Source organism: Curtobacterium sp. C2H10 (assembly GCF_025407985.1).
Classification (GTDB): Bacteria; Actinomycetota; Actinomycetes; order Actinomycetales; family Microbacteriaceae; genus Curtobacterium.
This window is the reverse complement of the sequence record NZ_JABXGF010000009.1, coordinates 39,492-57,422: the sequence shown is the minus strand read 5'-3', so window position 1 is coordinate 57,422 and position 17,931 is coordinate 39,492. Positions and strand designations below refer to the sequence as shown.

Sequence of the window (17,931 nt, the reverse complement as noted above, 5' to 3'; positions counted from 1 at the left end):
ATCCGCGTGGTCATGCAGTCGACCGACAAGCCGCGCGTCGCCGTCATCGGTGCCGGCAGCTGGGGGACCACGTTCGCCAAGGTCCTCGCCGAGGGCGGTGCCGACACGGTCGTGTGGGCACGTCGCCCCGAGGTCGCGCGCGAGATCACCGAGACCAAGCGCAACTCGGAGTACCTGCCCGGCATCAACCTCCCGCGCACCCTGACCGCCTCGACGTCGCTGTCCGCCGTGCTCGACGGCGCCCAGCAGGTGTACGTGTCGGTGCCGTCGCAGACCCTGCGGTCGAACCTCGACGCGATCGCGCCGCTGCTCGCGCCGGGGGTGCCCGTGGTGAGCCTGATGAAGGGCGTCGAGAAGGCGACCGGTCTGCGGATGAGCGAGGTCCTGCTCCAGGGCCTCGGCATCGACCAGGACCGCATCGCCGTCGCGAGCGGCCCGAACCTGGCGCTCGAGATCGCGCGTCGGCAGCCCACCGCGGCCGTCGTGTCCTCGTCGTCGGCCGAGACCGCCAGCGCGGTGGCCGCCGTCGCCACGAACCCGTACTTCCGGTCGTTCATCAACACCGACGTCATCGGCACCGAGTTCGGCGGCGTGCTGAAGAACCTCATCGCCGTGGCGATCGGCATCGTCGACGGCGTCGGCTACGGCGAGAACACGAAGGCGTCGATCATCACGCGCGGACTCGCCGAGATGACCGACTTCGCGGTGTCGCTCGGCGCGCAGCCCTCGACGCTGTCCGGGCTCGCCGGTCTCGGCGACCTCATCGCCACCTGCCAGTCACCGCTCTCGCGGAACAACACCGCGGGGCGGCTGCTCGGCCAGGGGTACCGGTTCGACGAGGTCGTCCGCCAGATGAACCAGACCGCCGAGGGGCTCGCCTCGGTCGCGCCGATCCTCGAGCTCGCCGCGGCGAACGGCGTCGACATGCCCATCGTGGGGCAGGTCGCCGAGGTGCTCGCCGGTAGGCTCGATCCGCGCAACATCGCGCCGCACCTCACCGAGACCGACGAACCCCAGGGCGAGTGACCGGTCCGACCCCGACCAGCAAGAGGACTGCCATGCCCACGATCGCACCCGTGCCACCGACGACCGTCGCCGTGCTGTTCGGCGGCCGTTCGAGCGAGCACGAGATCAGCTGCGTGACCGCCGGCGGGATCATGGACGTCGTCGACCGTGCCGAGTACGACCTCGTGCCGATCGGCATCACGAAGGACGGGGCGTTCACGCTCCAGTCCGACGACCCTGCGCAGTGGGCGCTGCGTGACGGCACGCTCCCGACCGTGCCCGACAACGGCACCCGCGTGGCGTTCCCGACGTCGCCGGCGACGAACGAGCTCGTGGTCTCGCACCCGGACGGCTCCGTCACGACGATCGCGGTCGACATCGTCTTCCCGATCCTGCACGGCCCGTTCGGCGAGGACGGCACCGTCCAGGGGCTCCTCGAGATCGCCGGTCTGCCGTACGTCGGCGACGGGGTGCTCGCGAGCGCCCTGGCCATGGACAAACACGTCGCCAAGGCGGTCCTCGAGCACGCCGGGCTCCGGGTCGCGCCGTGGACGACCGTGCTCCGTCGCGAGTGGTCGGCCGACCCGGTCGACGTCGCCGAGGCGATCGCCGCGCACGGGTGGCCGCTCTTCGTGAAGCCGGCACGTGCGGGCTCCAGCATGGGGGTGTCCCGCGTGGACGGCCCCGACGAGCTCGGTGCCGCGATGGACCTGGCGTTCGAGCACGACTCCAAGGTCATCGTCGAGCCGCGGGTGATCGGGCGCGAGGTCGAGGTCGCGGTGCTCGAGGGTCGTGACGGCGTCCCGCGCACGAGCCTGCCGGGCGAGATCGTCGTCGCCGAGGACGGCTTCTACGACTTCGCGTCGAAGTACCTCGGCGGTGACGAGTCGCTGCTCTGCCCGGCCTCGCTCACCGAGGCACAGACCGACGAGATCCGGTCGATCGGCGCTCGGGCGTTCGAGGCGATCGGCGGCTCCGGGCTCGCCCGCGTCGACTGCTTCCTGACCGACGACGGCTTCGTCGTGAACGAGGTCAACACGATGCCGGGGTTCACGCCGCTGTCGATGTACCCGCGTTGCTGGGCGGCGTCGGGCGTGTCCTACGGCGAGCTCGTCCGCGAGCTCATCGAGCTGGGGCGCGCCGCCGTCCGCTGACCCGGGCCTACTGGTCGACGTCGGACGGGTCCAGGCACTGGTGCCCGTCCTTCGGGAGCGTCGACACCGCGTCGGTGACGTCCTGCACGACCTGGTTCGTGGTCTTCGTCGCGTCGATGACGAGCTGGACCGCCGGCGACCGCCCGAAGGTCGTGTAGACGATCTGCCCGCCACGGTCGTCCCGGATCCAGTCGACGTCACCGAGCGAGAAGCACGGCAGGTCGGAGACCGTCGGGACGGCCACGCCGCAGTGGTACAGGGCCACCTCGGGGTCGCCCCACGCCGCCGTCGACTGGGCGTTCGTGTTCCGCAGGTCGAACTTCGAGTCGACCGCTGCCGGCAGCCGGACCTGCACCGCTGCGCACGCGGCGGCGTCGGCGGAGGGCGCCGGGGACATCGCGACGGCGTTCGTGCAGCCGGTCAGACCGGCCGCGAGGGCGATCACGACGCCCACGATCGCGGTCTTCCGGGTGGGGCGGCGCACGGTGTCCATCGACGTCCAGGCTACCGTTCTCGTGTGGACGCGACGTACGACGCCTGGGCCGGACCGACCGTGGGGGAGCTCGGCGAACTCGTCGTCCTCGACCGCATCGTGCGCCGGTTGCCCGCCGGAGCGCCGCTGCTCGGCCCCGGCGACGACTGCGCGGTCGTGGCGGCACCGGACGGCCGGTTCGTGGTGACCACGGACATGATGGTGCACGGGCCGGACTTCCGCTGGGCCTGGTCTGCACCCGAGGACGTCGGGTGGAAGGCCGCGGCGACGAACCTGTCCGACGTCGCCGCGATGGGTGCGGTGCCGACCGGCCTCGTGATCGCCCTGGCGGCACCGCAGGACACCCCCGTGGCGGTGCTCGAGTCCTTCGCGGACGGGGTGCGCCTGGCGGTCGACGCCCTGGCGCCCGGCTGCGGTGTCGTCGGCGGGGACCTCTCCACGTCGTCGGCGTTCACGGTGTCGGTGACGGCGTTCGGCGACCTCGAGGGCCGTGCCCCCGTCGTCCGTTCGGGTGCCCGCCCCGGGGACGTCCTCGCCGTCTCGGGGGAGCTCGGACCGGCGGCGCGCGGGTTGACGCGGCTCTTCCGCGAGGGTGTGGACGCCGACGGCGAACCCTCCCGCGAGGCGGTCGTGGCGAGCGGCGCGGACACGGACCCCGACGTCGGACGACAGCGGCGCCCGGTCCCGCCGATCCCGGACGGGCCACGCGCGGCGTCCGCGGGGGCGACGGCGATGCTCGACCTCTCCGACGGGCTGGCGATCGACGCCGGACGGCTCGCCCGGGCCAGCGGGGTGACACTGGCGCTCGACGAGGCCTCCGGCACCGGGCCCGTCATCGACGAGGTGGCGCTGCACGGCGGCGAGGACCACGGGCTGCTCGCCGCGTTCCCGCCCGGTGTCCCGCTGCCCGGGGGGTTCCGTCGGATCGGCGTCGTGCTCGACCGGGGCGACGCGGACCTCGTGCGCGGGGGAGTGCCCGTGCCGACGACCGGCTGGGACCCGTACGCCGACTGGGACGGCGCGGCCGGCTGACCGGCTCGCGGGCGCGGGGGACCGCGGCGTCAGGCGGCGGCGACCACGGCCTCCCACGCGACGGTCTCGCCGTAGCTCCGCTTGCTGAACGGCTCGAGCCCCGCGGGCCACGTCGGCTCGGGGGAGCGCTTGCTCCGCTCCACGACCACCACCGCGGCCGCCGTGAGCCGGGGCACGAGCGTCTCGAGCACCTCGGCCAGCTCGTGCTCGGTGACGTCGTACGGCGGGTCGATGAACACCAGGTCGAACGTCCGGACGGTGCCGCGCAGGTACCCGAGCACCGGCTGCGGCTGCACGTCGATCCGCACGCCGGGAACCCGCTGCTGCACGGCCTTCGCGTTCGCCCGGCAGGCCTGCGCCGCCGCCGACGCCCGGTCGACGAGCACGACCTCGACCGCACCGCGGGACGCCGCCTCGAGCCCGAGGGCGCCCGTGCCGGCGTAGAGGTCGGCGACGGAGGTGTCGTCGACGAGCCCGCGTGCCTCGAGCGACGAGAACAGCGCCTCGCGCACCCGGTCGCTCGTCGGCCGTGTGCCGGACTTCGGCACCCGGAGCGTCGTGGAGCCGGCGGCGCCGGCGATGATGCGGGTCATGCAGCCACCGTAGCGGGCCGCCGGGCGCTCCAGGCGTTCTCCACAGGCGGTCCAGGAGGCGCGGATCGCGTCGGTGCCGCCGGGTACCGTTGACGTGTGGTCACGACCGGAACGACAACCGAGCCGGCGGTGCCGGACCTTGGCCCCGCACCGCTCGACGCGCGGTTGTCGAACGTCCTCGGCGGACGGACGGCGAGCGCGATCGAGAAGGCGTTCGGGTACCGCACGGTCGGCGAGTTCCTCGAGCACGCGCCCCGGCGCTACGCCGAACGCGGTGCCCTGACCGCGCTCGATTCCCTCGCGATCGGCGAGTCGGTGACGATCGTGGCCGAGGTCGTCGACGTCCGCGAACGGACGATGCGTGCGCGCCGCGGGTCGATCCTCGAAGCCAAGATCGGCGACGGCAAGGGGCTGCTCACCCTGACGTTCTTCAACCAGGGCTGGCGGACGAAGGACCTCGTGCCCGGTGCTCGCGGCATCTTCTCCGGCAAGGTCGGCGACTACCGCGGCGCACGGCAGCTCGCCCACCCCGACTACGAGCTGTTCGACCGCGACGACCCCCGGGCGACGGCGGACCCCGAGTCCGAGGAAGCCATCCGCTTCTCCCGCCAGCCGATCCCGATCTACCCGGCGACGTCGACGCTGACCTCGTGGCAGATCGCCAATTCGATGGCGATCGTGCTCGACACGCTGCCCGACGTCCCGGACCCGATCCCCGCCCGGGTCCGGACCCGGCTCGACCTCGTGCCGTTCCGCAAGGCCCTCGAACTCCTGCACCGCCCTGAGAAGGTCGCGGACTTCAAGCGCGCGCAGGACGCCCTCCGCTACCGCGAGGCGTTCGTGCTCCAGACCGCCCTCGTGCAGCGCCGGATCGCCGCGCGCGCCACCGCTGCGACGTCGCGCTCCGCCTCGCCCGGCGGGATCCTCGAACGCTTCGACGCCACGCTGCCGTTCACCCTCACGGACGACCAGCGGTCGGTCGGCGCCGAGATCGCGCACGACCTGGCGGCGGACTGGCCGATGCACCGCCTCGTACAGGGCGAGGTCGGCTCCGGCAAGACCCTCGTGGCGATCCGGGCGATGCTCACCGTGGCCGAGTCCGGCGGGCAGTCGGCGCTCATCGCCCCGACCGAGGTCCTCGCGGCGCAGCACCTCCGGTCGATCGTGAAGTTCCTCGGCCCCGACCTCGCGGCCGAGCTCCGGCCGGTGATCCTCACGGGGTCGCAGTCGACGGACGAACGGCGGCGAGCCCTGCTCGCGGCGGCGTCCGGCAGCTCGCGGCTCGTGGTCGGCACGCACGCGCTCCTCGGCGACCGGGTCGACTTCGCCGAGCTCGGCCTCGTCGTCGTGGACGAGCAGCACCGCTTCGGGGTCGAACAGCGCGAGGCCCTCCGCACGAAGGGGGCCACACCGCCGCACGTGCTCGTCCTCACCGCGACGCCCATCCCGCGCACGGTGGCGATGACGGTGTTCGGCGACCTCGACGTCTCGACGATCACCGGGCTGCCCTCCGGCCGCGCCGGCGTCGAGACCTTCACGGTCCCGCTCGCCGAGCACCCGGGCTGGGAGTCCCGCATCTGGACCCGCATGGCCGAGGAACTCGCCGACGGCCGACAGGCCTTCGTGGTGTGCCCGGCGATCGACGACGCCCACACGGAAGACGACGGCGAGCCCGACCCGGCGAACGACGACGCCCCGAAGCGCGCCCCGGCCACCGTGCTCGCCACGGCGGAACGCATGCGGACGATGCCGGTCCTCGCCGACCGCCGGATCGAGGTCCTGCACGGCCGCATGACGGCGGACGAGAAGGACCGGGTGATGACCTCCTTCGCGGCCGGAACGGTCGACGTGCTCGTGGCCACGACCGTGATCGAGGTCGGCGTCGACGTGCCGAACGCCTCGATGATGGCCGTGCTCGACGCCGACCGGTTCGGCGTCTCGCAGCTCCACCAGCTCCGCGGGCGCATCGGCCGCGGCCAGTACGCCGGCGTGTGCCTGCTCGTGACCGCGGCCGAGGCCGAGACGACCTCGCGGGAACGGGTCGACGCGGTGTCGGCGTCCGACGACGGGTTCGAGCTCGCGCGGGTCGACCTCGAGCTCCGGCGCGAGGGCGACGTGCTCGGCGAACGGCAGTCGGGCGGGCGGTCGTCGCTCAACCTGCTGCGCGTCGTGGAGCACGCCGACCTCATCGTCGACGCGCGCGAGGAAGCCGAGCGCGTGCTGGAGCCCGATCCGCAGCTCGACGGGCACCCCGCGCTCCGCGAAGCCCTGGCCCGGCGGCTCGACGAGTCCGACGCCGCGTTCCTCGGCAAGAACTGAACGCCGGTATCGTCGCTGGCATGGCGCAGATCGCGGTGGTCCCCGGTTCCTTCGATCCCGTGACCCTCGGGCACCTCGACGTGATCGGGCGTGCGGCGGGGCTCTTCGACGAGGTGCACGTGCTCGTCGTGCACAACCCTGACAAGCGGCCCGCGATGTTCGACGCGGTCGACCGTGTCCGCCTCATCGAGGAGTCGCTCGTCGAGACGGGCGTGTCCGACAACGTCCGGGTCGGGGAGTGGACCTCGGGGTTGCTCGTCGACTACTGCCGGCAGGTCGGTGCGAAGGTCCTCGTCAAGGGCGTCCGATCCGGCGAGGACGTCGCGTACGAGACCCCGATGGCGATCATGAACCGCCACCTCGCCGACGTCGAGACGGTGTTCCTGCTGCCCGAGGCCGCCCGCGCCCACGTGTCGAGTTCGCTCATCCGTCAGGTGGCGTCCCTCGGCGGCGACGTGACCCCGTACGTGCCGCAGGTGGTCGCGGCGGCCCTCCACGAGCACACCGGGCGCTGAGCGCCGGACGCACGGAACCGGACACGCCCGCCCCCGCCTCGACTCGCAGGCCCGAGCGATGTAGGCTTGTCGATCGTGTCTTCCCACGTGAACAGCCCCTACGCCCTGCGCGTGCGCGACCTCGCGCACCGGCCGGGCGAGATGCGCGAGCACTCGCTCGACATCGCGGTGCCGGATGCGATGGGAGCGGGTGTCATCTCCGTCCGCGAAGGCGCCGAGATGCACATCGACCTCCGGCTCGAGGGCCTGCACGAGGGCGTCCTCGTCTCCGGGCACGCCAGCGCCGAGGCCGAGGGCGAGTGCTCCCGGTGCCTCATCGACATCAGCGAGCCCGTCGAGGTCGATTTCGCCGAGCTGTTCGCGTATGATGCCTCGGAGGATTTCGACTTCTTCGTTCACGATGACCACGTGGATTGTGAACAGGTCGTTCGAGATGCGGTGGTGCTGGCGCTGCCGTTCCAGCCGGTCTGCCGACCGGACTGCCCAGGCCTCGACCCGGTGACGGGCGAGCGACTGGCCGACATCGGCGAGCAGCGTGCTCACGAGGTCCTGGACCCGCGGTGGGCTGCGCTGAGCGGCATCACCCTCGACGACGCGACGAGCGGCGGCGAGGACACCGACGCAGCCAGCACGACCACGCCCCAGACCACCGAGGGTCAGGAGCGGTCCGACGCCGACCAGGCCGACTGACCGCCGCCCCTCGCCACTGACCACCGACCAACCGAAAGAGAACCACCATGGCCGTTCCCAAGCGCAAGCAGTCCCGTGCCAACACGCACGCCCGTCGTTCGCAGTGGAAGGCCGCGCCGGTCCAGCTCGTGAAGACGATCGAGAACGGCAAGGTCACCTACAGCCTCCCGCACCGCGCGAAGGTCGTCGAGGACTCCGCCGGCACGCCCCTGTACATGGAGTACAAGGGCCGCAAGGTCGCCGACGTCTGATCGGACCACACGCATGACAGCGACGTCCGGCGCCACGGGGTCCCGCCCCGTGGGGCCGGACGTCGTTCGTCTGCAGGGCATCCTCGGGGCCGACATCGACCTCGAGCTCCTGCAGCTCGCCCTGACCCACCGCTCGTACGCGTACGAGCACGGTGGCATCGGGCACAACGAACGCCTCGAGTTCCTCGGGGACTCGATCCTCGGCCAGGCCGTGACCGTGAAGCTCTACCGGTCCTTCCCCGACCTCGACGAAGGCGACCTCGCCAAGCGGCGCGCGAGCCTGGTGTCGACGGTCGCCCTCGCCGAGATCGCCCGCATGATCGGGCTCGGACAGTACCTCCGGCTCGGCAAGGGTGAAGAGCAGACCGGTGGCCGCGACAAGTCGTCGATCCTCGCCGACACGGTCGAGGCCGTGATCGGCGCGACCTACCTCTCCGCCGGCCCCGACCCGGCGACCGCGCTGGTGCTCCGGCTGGTCGAACCGCTCCTCATCGACCCGGACCGCTTCGGCGCCGCGATGGACCCGAAGACGAGCCTGCAGGAACTCGCGTCGAGCCTGTCGCTCGGCAACCCGTCGTACCGCGTGACCGAGGCCGGTCCCGACCACGACAAGACCTTCCACGCCACGGTCGTGCTCCAGGGCGAGGACGTCTCCACCGGCACCGGGTCGAGCAAGAAGACCGCCGAGATGGCAGCGGCGCTCCAGGCGTGGACGCAGCTCTCCGGCCGGGCGGCCTGACCGCGTGCCCGAACTGCCCGAGGTCGAGGTCGTCCGCGCCGGCCTCGAACCCGCCGTCAGCGGCGCGCGGGTCCTGCACGTGGACGTCGTCGACGACCGCGCACTGACCCGGCACGACGGTCCGGCCGAGGACTTCGCCGACCGCCTGACCGGTCGCACCATCGCCGCCGCGGTCCGTCGTGGCAAGTTCCTCTGGATGCCCCTGCAGCCCGAGCACGAGGGCGACCGACCCGAGGCCCTCGTGGCCCACCTCGGCATGAGCGGTCAGATCCTGCTCGGCCGTGGGCGCGAGGCGGCGAAGCACCGACGGATCCTCCTCGACGTCCAGCCCACCGGCACCGACCGCGACGGCTCCCCGGAGCCCCCGGTCGAGCTCGAGTTCGTCGACCAGCGCACGTTCGGCTCGATGGCGATCGACGAGATGGTCCCGACGATCGACGGGGCGCCGGCCGGTTCCGCCGGACAGGTCGACGAGGTCGATCCCGACGCCGTGTGGCGCCGGAGCATCCCGAAGCAGGTGTCGCACATCGCCCGCGACCCGCTCGACCCCGCGTTCGACGACGACCGCTTCATCGCCGCCGCCCGGAAGCGCTCGAGCGGCATCAAGCGCGTCCTGCTCGACCAGGGCGTCGTGAGCGGCATCGGGAACATCTACGCCGACGAGTCCCTCTGGGCGGCCAGGCTGCACTACGACCGGCTGGCCGAGCGGCTGACCCGCGCCGACCTGCACTGCCTCCTGGCCGAGGTGCGGCACGTCCTCGGCCGTGCGCTGGAGGACGGCGGCACGAGCTTCGACGCGCAGTACGTCAACGTGAACGGGCAGTCCGGGTACTTCTCGCAGCGGTTGCACGTGTACGGGCAGCAGGGGAAGCCGTGCCCCCGGTGCGGCACCACGATCGTGCGTGAGGCCTTCATGAACCGATCGAGCCACATCTGCCCCGTGTGCCAACCACGCCCACGCCGTCGCACGCGTTAGCCTGACGCCCAACCAGAGCATCCGGAGACCGCATGTACTTGAAGAGCCTGACCATCAAGGGGTTCAAGTCCTTCGCGCAGCCGACGACGTTCGCGTTCGAACCGGGCGTCACGTGCATCGTCGGCCCGAACGGCTCCGGCAAGTCCAACGTCGTGGACGCCCTCGCCTGGGTGATGGGGGAGCAGGGGGCGAAGACCCTCCGTGGCGGCAAGATGGAGGACGTCATCTTCGCGGGCACCTCGACGCGCGGTCCGCTCGGCCGTGCGCAGGTGCTGCTGACGATCGACAACGCCGACGGCCTGCTGCCGATCGAGTACTCCGAGGTCACGATCTCCCGCACCCTCTTCCGCAACGGCGGCAGCGAGTACGCGATCAACGGCGAGAACTGCCGCCTGCTCGACGTCCAGGAGCTCCTGAGCGACACCGGCCTCGGCCGTGAGATGCACGTCATCGTCGGCCAGGGCCAGCTCGACAAGGTCCTGCACGCCACGCCCGAGGACCGCCGCGGCTTCATCGAGGAGGCCGCGGGCATCCTGAAGCACCGTCGGCGCAAGGAGAAGACCCTCCGCAAGCTCGACGCGATGCAGACGAACCTGACGCGCCTGTCCGACCTCGCGGGGGAGATCCGCCGCCAGCTGAAGCCCCTCGGACGCCAGGCCGAGGTCGCGCGCAAGGCCCAGTCGGTCGCCGCGGTCGCCCGTGACGCCAAGGCCCGCATCCTCGCCGACGACGTCGTCCGCCTGCGCCGCGAGCTCCACGAGCACCAGGAGGTCGAGGCCGGCCGCAAGTCCGAGCGCATCGTGCTGCAGGAACGGCTCGACCAGACCCGTGCCCGCCAGCAGCACGTCGAGCAGAGCATGGTCGGCGACGACGTCGACCGCGCCCGCACGGTGGTGCACCGGCTGGAGAGCGTGCAGGAGCGGCTCCGCGGCCTGTCGAGCCTGGCGAACCAGCGCCTGATGTTCCTCGCCCAGCAGGCCGACGCGCCGCAGCAGGGCCCCACGATCACGCCGGAGCAGGTGCAGGGCGTCCGGAACGAAGCGGACCGGCTCGAGGCGCAGGCGGCGGAGATGACCGGCGGCACGGCGGTGGCGGCGCAGCGGGTGCAGGCGGCCCGTGCGGCGCTCGACGCCCTCGACGAGCGGATCGCCGCCCAGGCCGCTCTCGTCTCGCAGCACGACCTCGAGGCCCAGCGCCTCGGGTCCGCGGTGGACGTGGCGACGTCGAAGCGCGGCTCCGCGGTGGCCGACCGGGAACGGCGCGAGCGGGCGCTGGCCGAGGCAGGGGAGCGGTCCGAACGGGCGGCTGCAGCCCTCGCCGAACTCGGCGCGGACCCGTCCGAGGGCATCGACGAGGACGCGCTGACCGCACCGCTCGAGACCGCCCGCGAGCAGCAGGAAGCGGCCCAGGCGGCGCGTGACGAACTCCGTGACCACCTGCACGCCCTCGAGCGCGAACGGGACGCCCTGGACGCCCGTGTCGCCGCGCTCGGCATGTCGATCGACGTCCGTGACGGTTCGCAGGCACTCATCGAGGCCGGGCGAGACGGCATCGTGGGTCGCCTCGCGGACCGTCTCAGCGTGACGCCCGGGTTCGAAGGGGCGATCGCGATCGCCCTCGACGGGCTCGCCGACGCCGTCCTCGCCGACGACCGGTCCGTCGCGCTCGACGCCGTCGCGCACGCCCGCACCGAGGACATCGGACGCATCGACGTCGTGGTCGCGGACGCCGACTCCCCGCCGTCCGGACTGCCCGAGCGGCTTCCGGCCGGGGTCCGCCGCGCACTCGACCTCGTGCAGGGTCCGCCGGCGATCGCCGCGATCCTGCGGGACACGCTGATCGCGGACACCGACGGGGTCGACCTGGAGGCGGTGCTCACCGCCGCCCCGCAGGCCACGGTGGTGACGCGGTCCGGTGACCTCGTCCGTGCGGTCCGCGTGACGGGCGGCGGGGAGCGCGTGACCTCGCGCATCGAACTCGTCGCGGAACGCGACGACGCCGTGACCCGCCGCGACGCGATCGCGCGCGACGCCGAGGACGCGGCCACGCGCCTCCAGGCCGCCCGCACCGCCGTCGAGGACGCACGTCGCGCGGCGGACGACGCGGACGCTGCCTCGCGCGCCAGCGCCCGGGCGAAGGCGGAGTACGACCGGACCAGCGCGTCGACCCGCGCGAAGGTGGAGAACGCCGCCGCCGAGGTCGAGCGACTGCGCGCGGCCCTCGCCGAGACCGACGGCGCCGTCGAGGCTGCCGAGGCGGTCCTGGCCGAGGCGGAACGCGCACGCCAGGAGTTCGCCGACCGTCCGCGCCCCGTCGTCGACGCGTCCGAGCGCCCCGGGCTGCAGGACGCGCTCGAGGCCGCACGTGCTGCCGAGATCGAGCAGCGCATCCAGGTCGAGACCGTCCGCGAGCGTGTCCGCGCGGAGCGGACCCGCGCCGACCAGCTGGAGCGGCAACTCGAGGCCGAACGCGCCGCAGCGGCGGAGGCCGCACGACTCGCCGTGATCCGCCGTGGGCAGATCGCCGTCGCCGAGGACGTGCTCGCCGACCTGCCCGGGCTGCTCAGCGCCGTCGACCGGTCCCTCGCCGAGGCCCGCGTGCAGCTCGCCACCGAAGAGGCGGAGCGGTCGAAGCGGAACACCGAGCTCCAGACGATCCGGAACGAGGAGCGCGAGCTCCGCGACCGCCTGCAGTCGATCACCGACGGCGTGCACTCGCTCGAGATGGAGATCTACGAGAAGAAGTTGCACGTGTCCGGCGTGCTCGACCGGGCGCAGAGCGAGCTCGGGCTCGTCGAGGCCGTGCTGGTCGCCGAGTACGGGCCGCACGTGCCGGTGCCGGTGGACGTCCTGATCGACCCCCGGGTCCTCGCCCGGAAGCACCGCGACGCCGAGCGCGCCGCAGCTGCCGCTGCGGCGGGGACGGCCCTGGACGGCGCCGTGCCGGAGGCGACGGTGGAGGACGAGGCCGAGCCGCGCCTCCAGTCCGACGACTCGCCGACCGACGCCGACCCGACCACCGACGCCGACGACGACCTGGTCGAACTGGTCGACGCCGAGTCGACGCTCCCGGGCGGCCCTGCCCTACCCGAGTTCGACGCCACCGAGGACGTCGACCCCGCCGACGTCGAGACGGTGCCGTACGTCCGCGCCGAGCAGGAGCGACGGCTCAAGGCGGCCGAGCGGGACCTCGGGCAGCTCGGCAAGGTGAACCCGCTCGCGCTCGAGGAGTTCCAGGCGCTCGAACAGCGCCACGCGTTCCTCGCCGAGCAGCTCGAGGACCTGCAGAAGACCCGGACCGACCTCATGACGATCATCGACGAGCTCGACCAGAAGATGCAGACGATCTTCGAGTCCGCGTTCGACGACACGAAGGAGGCGTTCGACGTCATCTTCCCGATCCTCTTCCCCGGCGGCTCGGGGTCGATCACGCTGACGAACCCCGACGACCTGCTGAACACCGGCATCGAGGTGCAGGTGAAGCCCGCCGGCAAGAAGATCGACCGGCTGACCCTGCTGTCCGGCGGCGAGCGGTCCCTGGCCGCGGTGGCGCTGCTCGTGGCGATCTTCACCGCCCGCCCGTCGCCGTTCTACATCATGGACGAGGTCGAGGCGGCGCTCGACGACGCCAACCTCGGGCGGCTGCTGACGGTGTTCGAGCGGCTGCGGGCGTCGTCGCAGCTCATCGTGATCACGCACCAGAAGCGCACGATGGAGATCGCCGACGCGCTGTACGGGGTCTCGATGCGGCAGGACGGCGTCTCCGCCGTCGTCGGCCAGCGCGTGCAGAAGCGGTCGCCGGAGCCGGAGCCGGCGGTCGCGTAGGCCCGAGTCCGAGACTCGGCTCCGCGGACAGTTTCGTGCCTTCGCGGCCGCGAAACTGTCCGCAGGGCCGAGTCTCGGCGCGCCGCCGGCCTCCGCGACCACACGACGGACGGGAGGCGCGGTGCCAGCCGGCACCGCGCCTCCAGACCGTCAGGCGGCCGCGACTAGTGCGCGTCGGCCTCGACGGCCTCCTTCGGCTCGCCCGTCGGGGTGAGCCCGCGCTCCTGGCGACGCTTCGACACCACGAGCGACGCCACCGTGGCGACCGCGATCGTCAGCATGATGAAGCCCAGCGAGAACCAGATCGGGATCTCCGGAGCCCACTCGATGTGCTCGCCGCCGTTGATGAACGGCAGCTCGTTGACGTGCATGGCGTGGAAGACGAGCTTGACGCCGATGAACCCGAGGATGACCGCGAGGCCCTGCCCGAGGTAGATGAGGCGTTCGAGCAGCCCGGCGATGAGGAAGTACAGCTGACGGAGCCCGAGCAGCGAGAACGCGTTCGCGGTGAACACGATGAAGGCGTCCTGCGTCAGCCCGAAGATCGCGGGGATCGAGTCGAGCGCGAAGAGCACGTCGGTGAGGCCGATCGCGACCATCACGAGCAGCATCGGCGTGAAGAGGCGCTTGCCGTCGACCTTCGTGGTGAGGCGGTCACCGTCGTAGTGGTCCGAGGTCGGGATGACGCGCTTGAGGATCCGGATCAGGCGGGAGTCACCCTCGTCGCCACCGTGGTCGTTGCCGCTGCGGGCCTGCGACCAGGCGAGCCAGAAGAGCAGCGCACCGAACAGGTAGAACACCCACGAGAAGTTGTCGATGATCGTGACGCCGAGGGCGATGAAGATGCCGCGTGCGACGAGGGCGATCGCGACGCCGACGAGCAGGACCTTCTGCTGGAACTCCTTCGGCACGGCGAAGCTCGTCATGATGATGAGGAAGACGAACAGGTTGTCGACCGACAGTGCCTTCTCGGTCAGCCACCCGGCGAAGTACTCACCGCCGGCCTGTCCGCCGCCGAAGACGAGGATGCCGACACCGAAGAGGATCGCGAGCCCGACGTAGAACGCCGACCAGAACGCGGATTCCTTGATGTGCGGGACGTGCGGGGTGCGCACGTGCGAGAAGAAGTCGAACACCAGCAGCGCGAGGATGCCTGCGATGGTGAGGAGCCAGACGAAGAGTGGGACGTCCACGGGTTTCCTTCAGGTCGATGGGCGCAACCAGGTGGTGGGTACGCCGAGGCCTGAAGGTCTCTTCCGCCGCGCTCCGCACTGGGTGCTGATCACGACCGGCGCCCCGGGCCCGGATCGTTCCGGACCGTACTGACGGGGACACCGAGGAGGAATACTCCCCTTCGTGTCCCCGAGCGTACCGGGCGCCGCCCACATGCGCCGCGCTCTAAGCTGGGAACATGGCGAGTTCCTGGTCACTGTCCTCCCGGCTGCGCGGGCTGTTCCAGCGCAAGACGATCGACGAGACCACGTGGGAGGACCTCGAGACGGCGCTCATCGGTGCGGACTTCGGCCCGGACATCGCCGACGAGATCATCGAGGACCTCCACGAGCGCGTCGACCGCTACGGCACGACGGACCCCGCCGACCTCCAGCGGATGCTGCGCGAGGTGCTCGAGGAACGGCTGTCGAAGCTCGACACCACGCTGAAGCTCAGCAACCGGCCGGCGGTCGTGCTCGTCGTCGGGGTGAACGGCGTCGGCAAGACCACCACCATCGGCAAGTTCGCGAAGTTCCTCAAGACGTACGACCGCACGGTGCTCGTCGGCGCGGCGGACACCTTCCGAGCCGCCGCGGTCGAGCAGGTCGCGACGTGGGCGGAGCGAGCGGGCGTCGAGGTCGTGCGACCGGCCCAGCCCGGGCAGGACCCGGCGTCGGTCGCGTACCAGACGGTCGAGAAGGCCATCAGGGACAACACCGAGATCGTCGTCATCGACACCGCCGGCCGACTGCACACCAAGGCCGGGCTGATGGACGAGCTCACCAAGATCAAGCGCGTGGTCGAGAAGCAGACCGAGATCGCCGAGGTCCTGCTCGTGCTCGACGCCACGACCGGCCAGAACGGCCTCGCGCAGGCGCAGGCGTTCATCGAGGGCGCGGGCGTCACCGGGCTCGTCATCACCAAGCTCGACGGCTCGGCCAAGGCCGGGTTCGTGCTGAGCGTGCAGGAGAAGACGGGCATCCCGATCAAGCTCATCGGCCAGGGCGAGGGCATCAACGACCTCACCGGTTTCACCCCGCACGTGTTCGTGCAGAACCTCGTGGGCTGATTCCGGGTACCGTCTGCGCAGTACAGGGATCGTCCAGGTACACGGAAGGAGCCCTCACATGCCCGCTCTGCTGATCATCGCGATCATCGTCGGCCTCGTCCTGCTCTTCAGCGGCATCTTCGTCGGTGCCCTGAAGTTCCTGCTGTGGGTCGGGATCGTCCTCATCATCCTGGCCGTCATCGGCTGGCTGCTCAGGAGCATCCGCGGTCGCGCGTAGCGACCGACGCGTCCGTCACGGACGCATGCGCGGAACGGGAGGCGCGGTGCCAGCTGGCACCGCGCCTCCCGTCCGTCGTCCGTCCGGTCCCACCGCTCAGACGGCCTGGCGACCCGGCGTCGCGTCGAGCAGGTGCGACAGGTGCTCCGGCACCGTGCCGCCGCGGGCGACCGTGGCACGCGCCCAGAGGCGCCCGGCCCGGTAGGACGACCGGACCAGCGGCCCGGCGAGGACCCCGGCGAAGCCCATCTCCTCGGCGACCTCGCGCAGGGCGACGAACTCCTCGGGTGCGACCCATCGAGCGACCGGCAGGTGCCGCGGCGACGGGCGGAGGTACTGCGTCAGCGTGATGATGTCCGTGCCGGCGTCGTACAACCGCTGCAGGGCGTCCTCGATCTCGATGCGCTCCTCGCCCATGCCGAGGATCAGGTTCGACTTCGTGACGAGCCCCGCGTCGCGTCCCTGCGTGATGACGTCCAGGGAGCGCTCGAACGTGAACGCCGGACGGATGCGCTTGAAGATGCGCGGCACGGTCTCGACGTTGTGGGCGAAGACCTCGGGGCGGGCGGCGAACACCTGCCCGAGCTGGTCCGGGCGGCCGTTGAAGTCGGGCACGAGGATCTCGACACCGGTCCCGGGGGAGTGCTCGTGGATCTGGCGGATCGTCTCCGCGTAGAGCCAGGCGCCGCCGTCGGGCAGGTCGTCGCGGGCGACGCCGGTGACCGTGGCGTACTTCAGGCCCATCTCGGCGACGGAGTCCGCGACCCGGCGGGGCTCGTCGCGGTCGAGCGGCTCGGGCTTGCCGGTGTCGATCTGGCAGAAGTCGCAGCGGCGCGTGCACTGCGAGCCGCCGATGAGGAAGGTGGCCTCGCGGTCCTCCCAGCACTCGAAGATGTTCGGGCAGCCGGCCTCTTGGCAGACGGTGTGCAGCTGCTTGCTCCGCACGAGGCCGGACAGCTCGCGGAACTCCGGGCCCTGGGTGGCGCGGGTCTTGATCCACGCCGGCTTGGTCTCGATCGGGGTCTGGGCGTTGCGGGCCTCGACGCGGAGCATCCGGCGGCCTTCGGGGGCGAGGGTCATACGAGGGTCTCCTGTCGTGCTGACGTGGTGACGGGCGTGCTCGCGGCGCTGCTGATCCGGTGTCCGGAGTGCATGCCCTGCTCGGCGGCGCGGAGGCGGTCGAGCACCACGGGGACGATCTCGTCGACCGTCACGGTGCGACCGGCTTCGCGGCTGAGGGTCGTCACCCCCGCGTCGCTGATCCCGCACGGCACGATCGCGGCGTAGGCGTCGAGGCTGTTCGTGCAGTTGATCGCGAGGCCGTGGCTCGTCACCCCCTCGGCGACGTGCAGGCCGATCGCGCCGACCTTGGCGTGCGGGGCACCGGCCGGGCCGGGGACCCAGGCGCCGCTGCGTCCCGGGACCCGCTCGGCGAGCACACCCACGGCGGCCGCCGCGTCGACGATGACCTGCTCGAGGTCCCGCACCCAGGCGACGACGTCGAGCGGCTCGGCCAGCCGGACGATCGGGTACGCGACGAGTTGCCCCGGTCCGTGCCAGGTGATCCGCCCGCCGCGGTCGACGTCGACCACGGGGGAGCCGTCCGTCGGCAGGTCGGACGGTTCGGTGCGGCGCCCGGCGGTGTACACGGACGGGTGCTCGCACAGGACGACGGCCCCGGGAGAGCGGCCGGCGACGACGTCGGCGTGGAGGGCCCGCTGCAGCGCGAGTCCCTCGGCGTGGTCCAGCAACCCGGACGGGCGCACGATGTCGAGTTCCGGCATGCGCGCCAGGCTACGACAGTTTCTGTACTCCGTCCAACAACGGCGTCGACGGGTGTCT

General features: G+C 71.9%; 17 protein-coding genes. 12 read left to right on the top strand and 5 right to left on the bottom strand.

Annotated elements, in window-relative coordinates; all coding sequences use genetic code 11:
* Positions 1-12: 12 nt before the first annotated feature.
* Both HWD93_RS06340 and HWD93_RS06335 read left to right on the top strand, forming a co-directional pair.
* Complete coding sequence (locus tag HWD93_RS06340) at positions 13-1,026, top strand: NAD(P)H-dependent glycerol-3-phosphate dehydrogenase (protein WP_070419107.1); 1,014 nt, start codon at positions 13-15, stop codon at positions 1,024-1,026.
* Between the two features lie 32 nt (positions 1,027-1,058).
* Positions 1,059-2,159, top strand: coding sequence for a D-alanine--D-alanine ligase family protein (locus tag HWD93_RS06335; protein WP_261646383.1), 1,101 nt, complete (start codon positions 1,059-1,061; stop codon positions 2,157-2,159).
* 7 nt (positions 2,160-2,166) lie between these two features.
* Here HWD93_RS06335 and HWD93_RS06330 read toward each other — a convergent pair whose 3' ends face one another.
* On the bottom strand, positions 2,167-2,652 hold the full coding sequence (locus HWD93_RS06330; protein ID WP_071302177.1) for a DUF3515 family protein: 486 nt from the start codon (positions 2,650-2,652) through the stop codon (positions 2,167-2,169).
* 24 nt (positions 2,653-2,676) lie between these two features.
* On the opposite strand from HWD93_RS06330, the gene thiL reads away from it, so the two are divergent.
* Complete coding sequence (gene thiL / locus HWD93_RS06325) at positions 2,677-3,684, top strand: thiamine-phosphate kinase (RefSeq protein ID WP_261646382.1); 1,008 nt, start codon at positions 2,677-2,679, stop codon at positions 3,682-3,684.
* Between the two features lie 29 nt (positions 3,685-3,713).
* Here the strand turns inward: thiL and HWD93_RS06320 are convergent, their stop codons facing one another.
* On the bottom strand, positions 3,714-4,277 hold the full coding sequence (locus tag HWD93_RS06320) for an RsmD family RNA methyltransferase (protein ID WP_070416420.1): 564 nt from the start codon (positions 4,275-4,277) through the stop codon (positions 3,714-3,716).
* A 129-nt stretch (positions 4,278-4,406) separates the two neighbouring features.
* Between HWD93_RS06320 and HWD93_RS06315 the strand changes: the two genes are divergently transcribed.
* The 7 genes from HWD93_RS06315 to HWD93_RS06285 all read left to right on the top strand — a co-directional run bounded on the left by HWD93_RS06315 (position 4,407) and on the right by HWD93_RS06285 (position 13,591).
* Complete coding sequence (locus tag HWD93_RS06315) at positions 4,407-6,596, top strand: ATP-dependent DNA helicase RecG (RefSeq protein ID WP_261646393.1); 2,190 nt, start codon at positions 4,407-4,409, stop codon at positions 6,594-6,596.
* 20 nt (positions 6,597-6,616) lie between these two features.
* Positions 6,617-7,111: a pantetheine-phosphate adenylyltransferase gene (coaD, locus tag HWD93_RS06310; protein WP_070416419.1), complete on the top strand. Its 495-nt coding sequence runs from the start codon at positions 6,617-6,619 to the stop codon at positions 7,109-7,111.
* A gap of 87 nt (positions 7,112-7,198) precedes the next feature.
* Positions 7,199-7,801: a DUF177 domain-containing protein gene (locus HWD93_RS06305; RefSeq protein WP_070416418.1), complete on the top strand. Its 603-nt coding sequence runs from the start codon at positions 7,199-7,201 to the stop codon at positions 7,799-7,801.
* Between the two features lie 47 nt (positions 7,802-7,848).
* Positions 7,849-8,052 carry a 50S ribosomal protein L32 gene (rpmF, locus tag HWD93_RS06300; protein WP_022905230.1) on the top strand — a complete coding sequence of 68 codons (204 nt, stop codon included), beginning with the start codon at positions 7,849-7,851 and terminating at the stop codon, positions 8,050-8,052.
* A gap of 13 nt (positions 8,053-8,065) precedes the next feature.
* Positions 8,066-8,791, top strand: a complete 726-nt coding sequence (gene rnc, locus HWD93_RS06295; RefSeq protein WP_229086630.1) for a ribonuclease III — start codon at positions 8,066-8,068, stop codon at positions 8,789-8,791.
* Positions 8,792-8,795: 4 nt separating this feature from the next.
* Positions 8,796-9,767: a bifunctional DNA-formamidopyrimidine glycosylase/DNA-(apurinic or apyrimidinic site) lyase gene (gene mutM, locus HWD93_RS06290; protein ID WP_261646381.1), complete on the top strand. Its 972-nt coding sequence runs from the start codon at positions 8,796-8,798 to the stop codon at positions 9,765-9,767.
* A gap of 32 nt (positions 9,768-9,799) precedes the next feature.
* On the top strand, positions 9,800-13,591 hold the full coding sequence (locus HWD93_RS06285; protein WP_261646380.1) for a chromosome segregation SMC family protein: 3,792 nt from the start codon (positions 9,800-9,802) through the stop codon (positions 13,589-13,591).
* A gap of 164 nt (positions 13,592-13,755) precedes the next feature.
* On the opposite strand, the gene HWD93_RS06280 is transcribed toward HWD93_RS06285, so the two are convergent.
* A complete protein-coding gene (locus HWD93_RS06280) occupies positions 13,756-14,784 on the bottom strand; it encodes a TerC family protein (protein WP_070416415.1) in 1,029 nt (342 codons plus the stop codon).
* 218 nt (positions 14,785-15,002) lie between these two features.
* On the opposite strand from HWD93_RS06280, the gene ftsY reads away from it, so the two are divergent.
* Together ftsY and HWD93_RS06270 are read left to right on the top strand one after the other, a co-directional pair.
* A complete protein-coding gene (gene ftsY, locus HWD93_RS06275; RefSeq protein ID WP_261646379.1) occupies positions 15,003-15,872 on the top strand; it encodes a signal recognition particle-docking protein FtsY in 870 nt (289 codons plus the stop codon).
* Between the two features lie 58 nt (positions 15,873-15,930).
* Positions 15,931-16,089 (top strand): DUF4175 domain-containing protein, encoded by a 159-nt coding sequence (locus HWD93_RS06270; RefSeq protein ID WP_139199230.1) that lies wholly within the window; start codon positions 15,931-15,933, stop codon positions 16,087-16,089.
* A gap of 96 nt (positions 16,090-16,185) precedes the next feature.
* Here the strand turns inward: HWD93_RS06270 and lipA are convergent, their stop codons facing one another.
* Both lipA and lipB read right to left on the bottom strand, forming a co-directional pair.
* Positions 16,186-17,169: a lipoyl synthase gene (gene lipA, locus HWD93_RS06265; RefSeq protein ID WP_261646378.1), complete on the bottom strand. Its 984-nt coding sequence runs from the start codon at positions 17,167-17,169 to the stop codon at positions 16,186-16,188.
* The gene (lipB, locus tag HWD93_RS06260; protein ID WP_261646377.1) at positions 17,166-17,873 is read right to left on the bottom strand and encodes a lipoyl(octanoyl) transferase LipB; all 708 of its coding nucleotides are present in this window, start codon (positions 17,871-17,873) and stop codon (positions 17,166-17,168) included. Before lipB ends, lipA begins: the two co-directional genes overlap by 4 nt.
* Positions 17,874-17,931 lie beyond the last annotated feature (58 nt).

Coding starts and splice junctions, on each gene's coding strand:
- HWD93_RS06340 (WP_070419107.1), top strand. CDS start 13: ATGCAGTCGACCGACAAGCCGCGCGTCGCCGTCATCGGTGCCGGCAGC.
- HWD93_RS06335 (WP_261646383.1), top strand. CDS start 1,059: ATGCCCACGATCGCACCCGTGCCACCGACGACCGTCGCCGTGCTGTTC.
- HWD93_RS06330 (WP_071302177.1), bottom strand. CDS start 2,652: ATGGACACCGTGCGCCGCCCCACCCGGAAGACCGCGATCGTGGGCGTC.
- HWD93_RS06320 (WP_070416420.1), bottom strand. CDS start 4,277: ATGACCCGCATCATCGCCGGCGCCGCCGGCTCCACGACGCTCCGGGTG.
- coaD (WP_070416419.1), top strand. CDS start 6,617: ATGGCGCAGATCGCGGTGGTCCCCGGTTCCTTCGATCCCGTGACCCTC.
- rpmF (WP_022905230.1), top strand. CDS start 7,849: ATGGCCGTTCCCAAGCGCAAGCAGTCCCGTGCCAACACGCACGCCCGT.
- rnc (WP_229086630.1), top strand. CDS start 8,066: ATGACAGCGACGTCCGGCGCCACGGGGTCCCGCCCCGTGGGGCCGGAC.
- HWD93_RS06285 (WP_261646380.1), top strand. CDS start 9,800: ATGTACTTGAAGAGCCTGACCATCAAGGGGTTCAAGTCCTTCGCGCAG.
- ftsY (WP_261646379.1), top strand. CDS start 15,003: ATGGCGAGTTCCTGGTCACTGTCCTCCCGGCTGCGCGGGCTGTTCCAG.
- HWD93_RS06270 (WP_139199230.1), top strand. CDS start 15,931: ATGCCCGCTCTGCTGATCATCGCGATCATCGTCGGCCTCGTCCTGCTC.
- lipA (WP_261646378.1), bottom strand. CDS start 17,169: ATGACCCTCGCCCCCGAAGGCCGCCGGATGCTCCGCGTCGAGGCCCGC.
- lipB (WP_261646377.1), bottom strand. CDS start 17,873: ATGCCGGAACTCGACATCGTGCGCCCGTCCGGGTTGCTGGACCACGCC.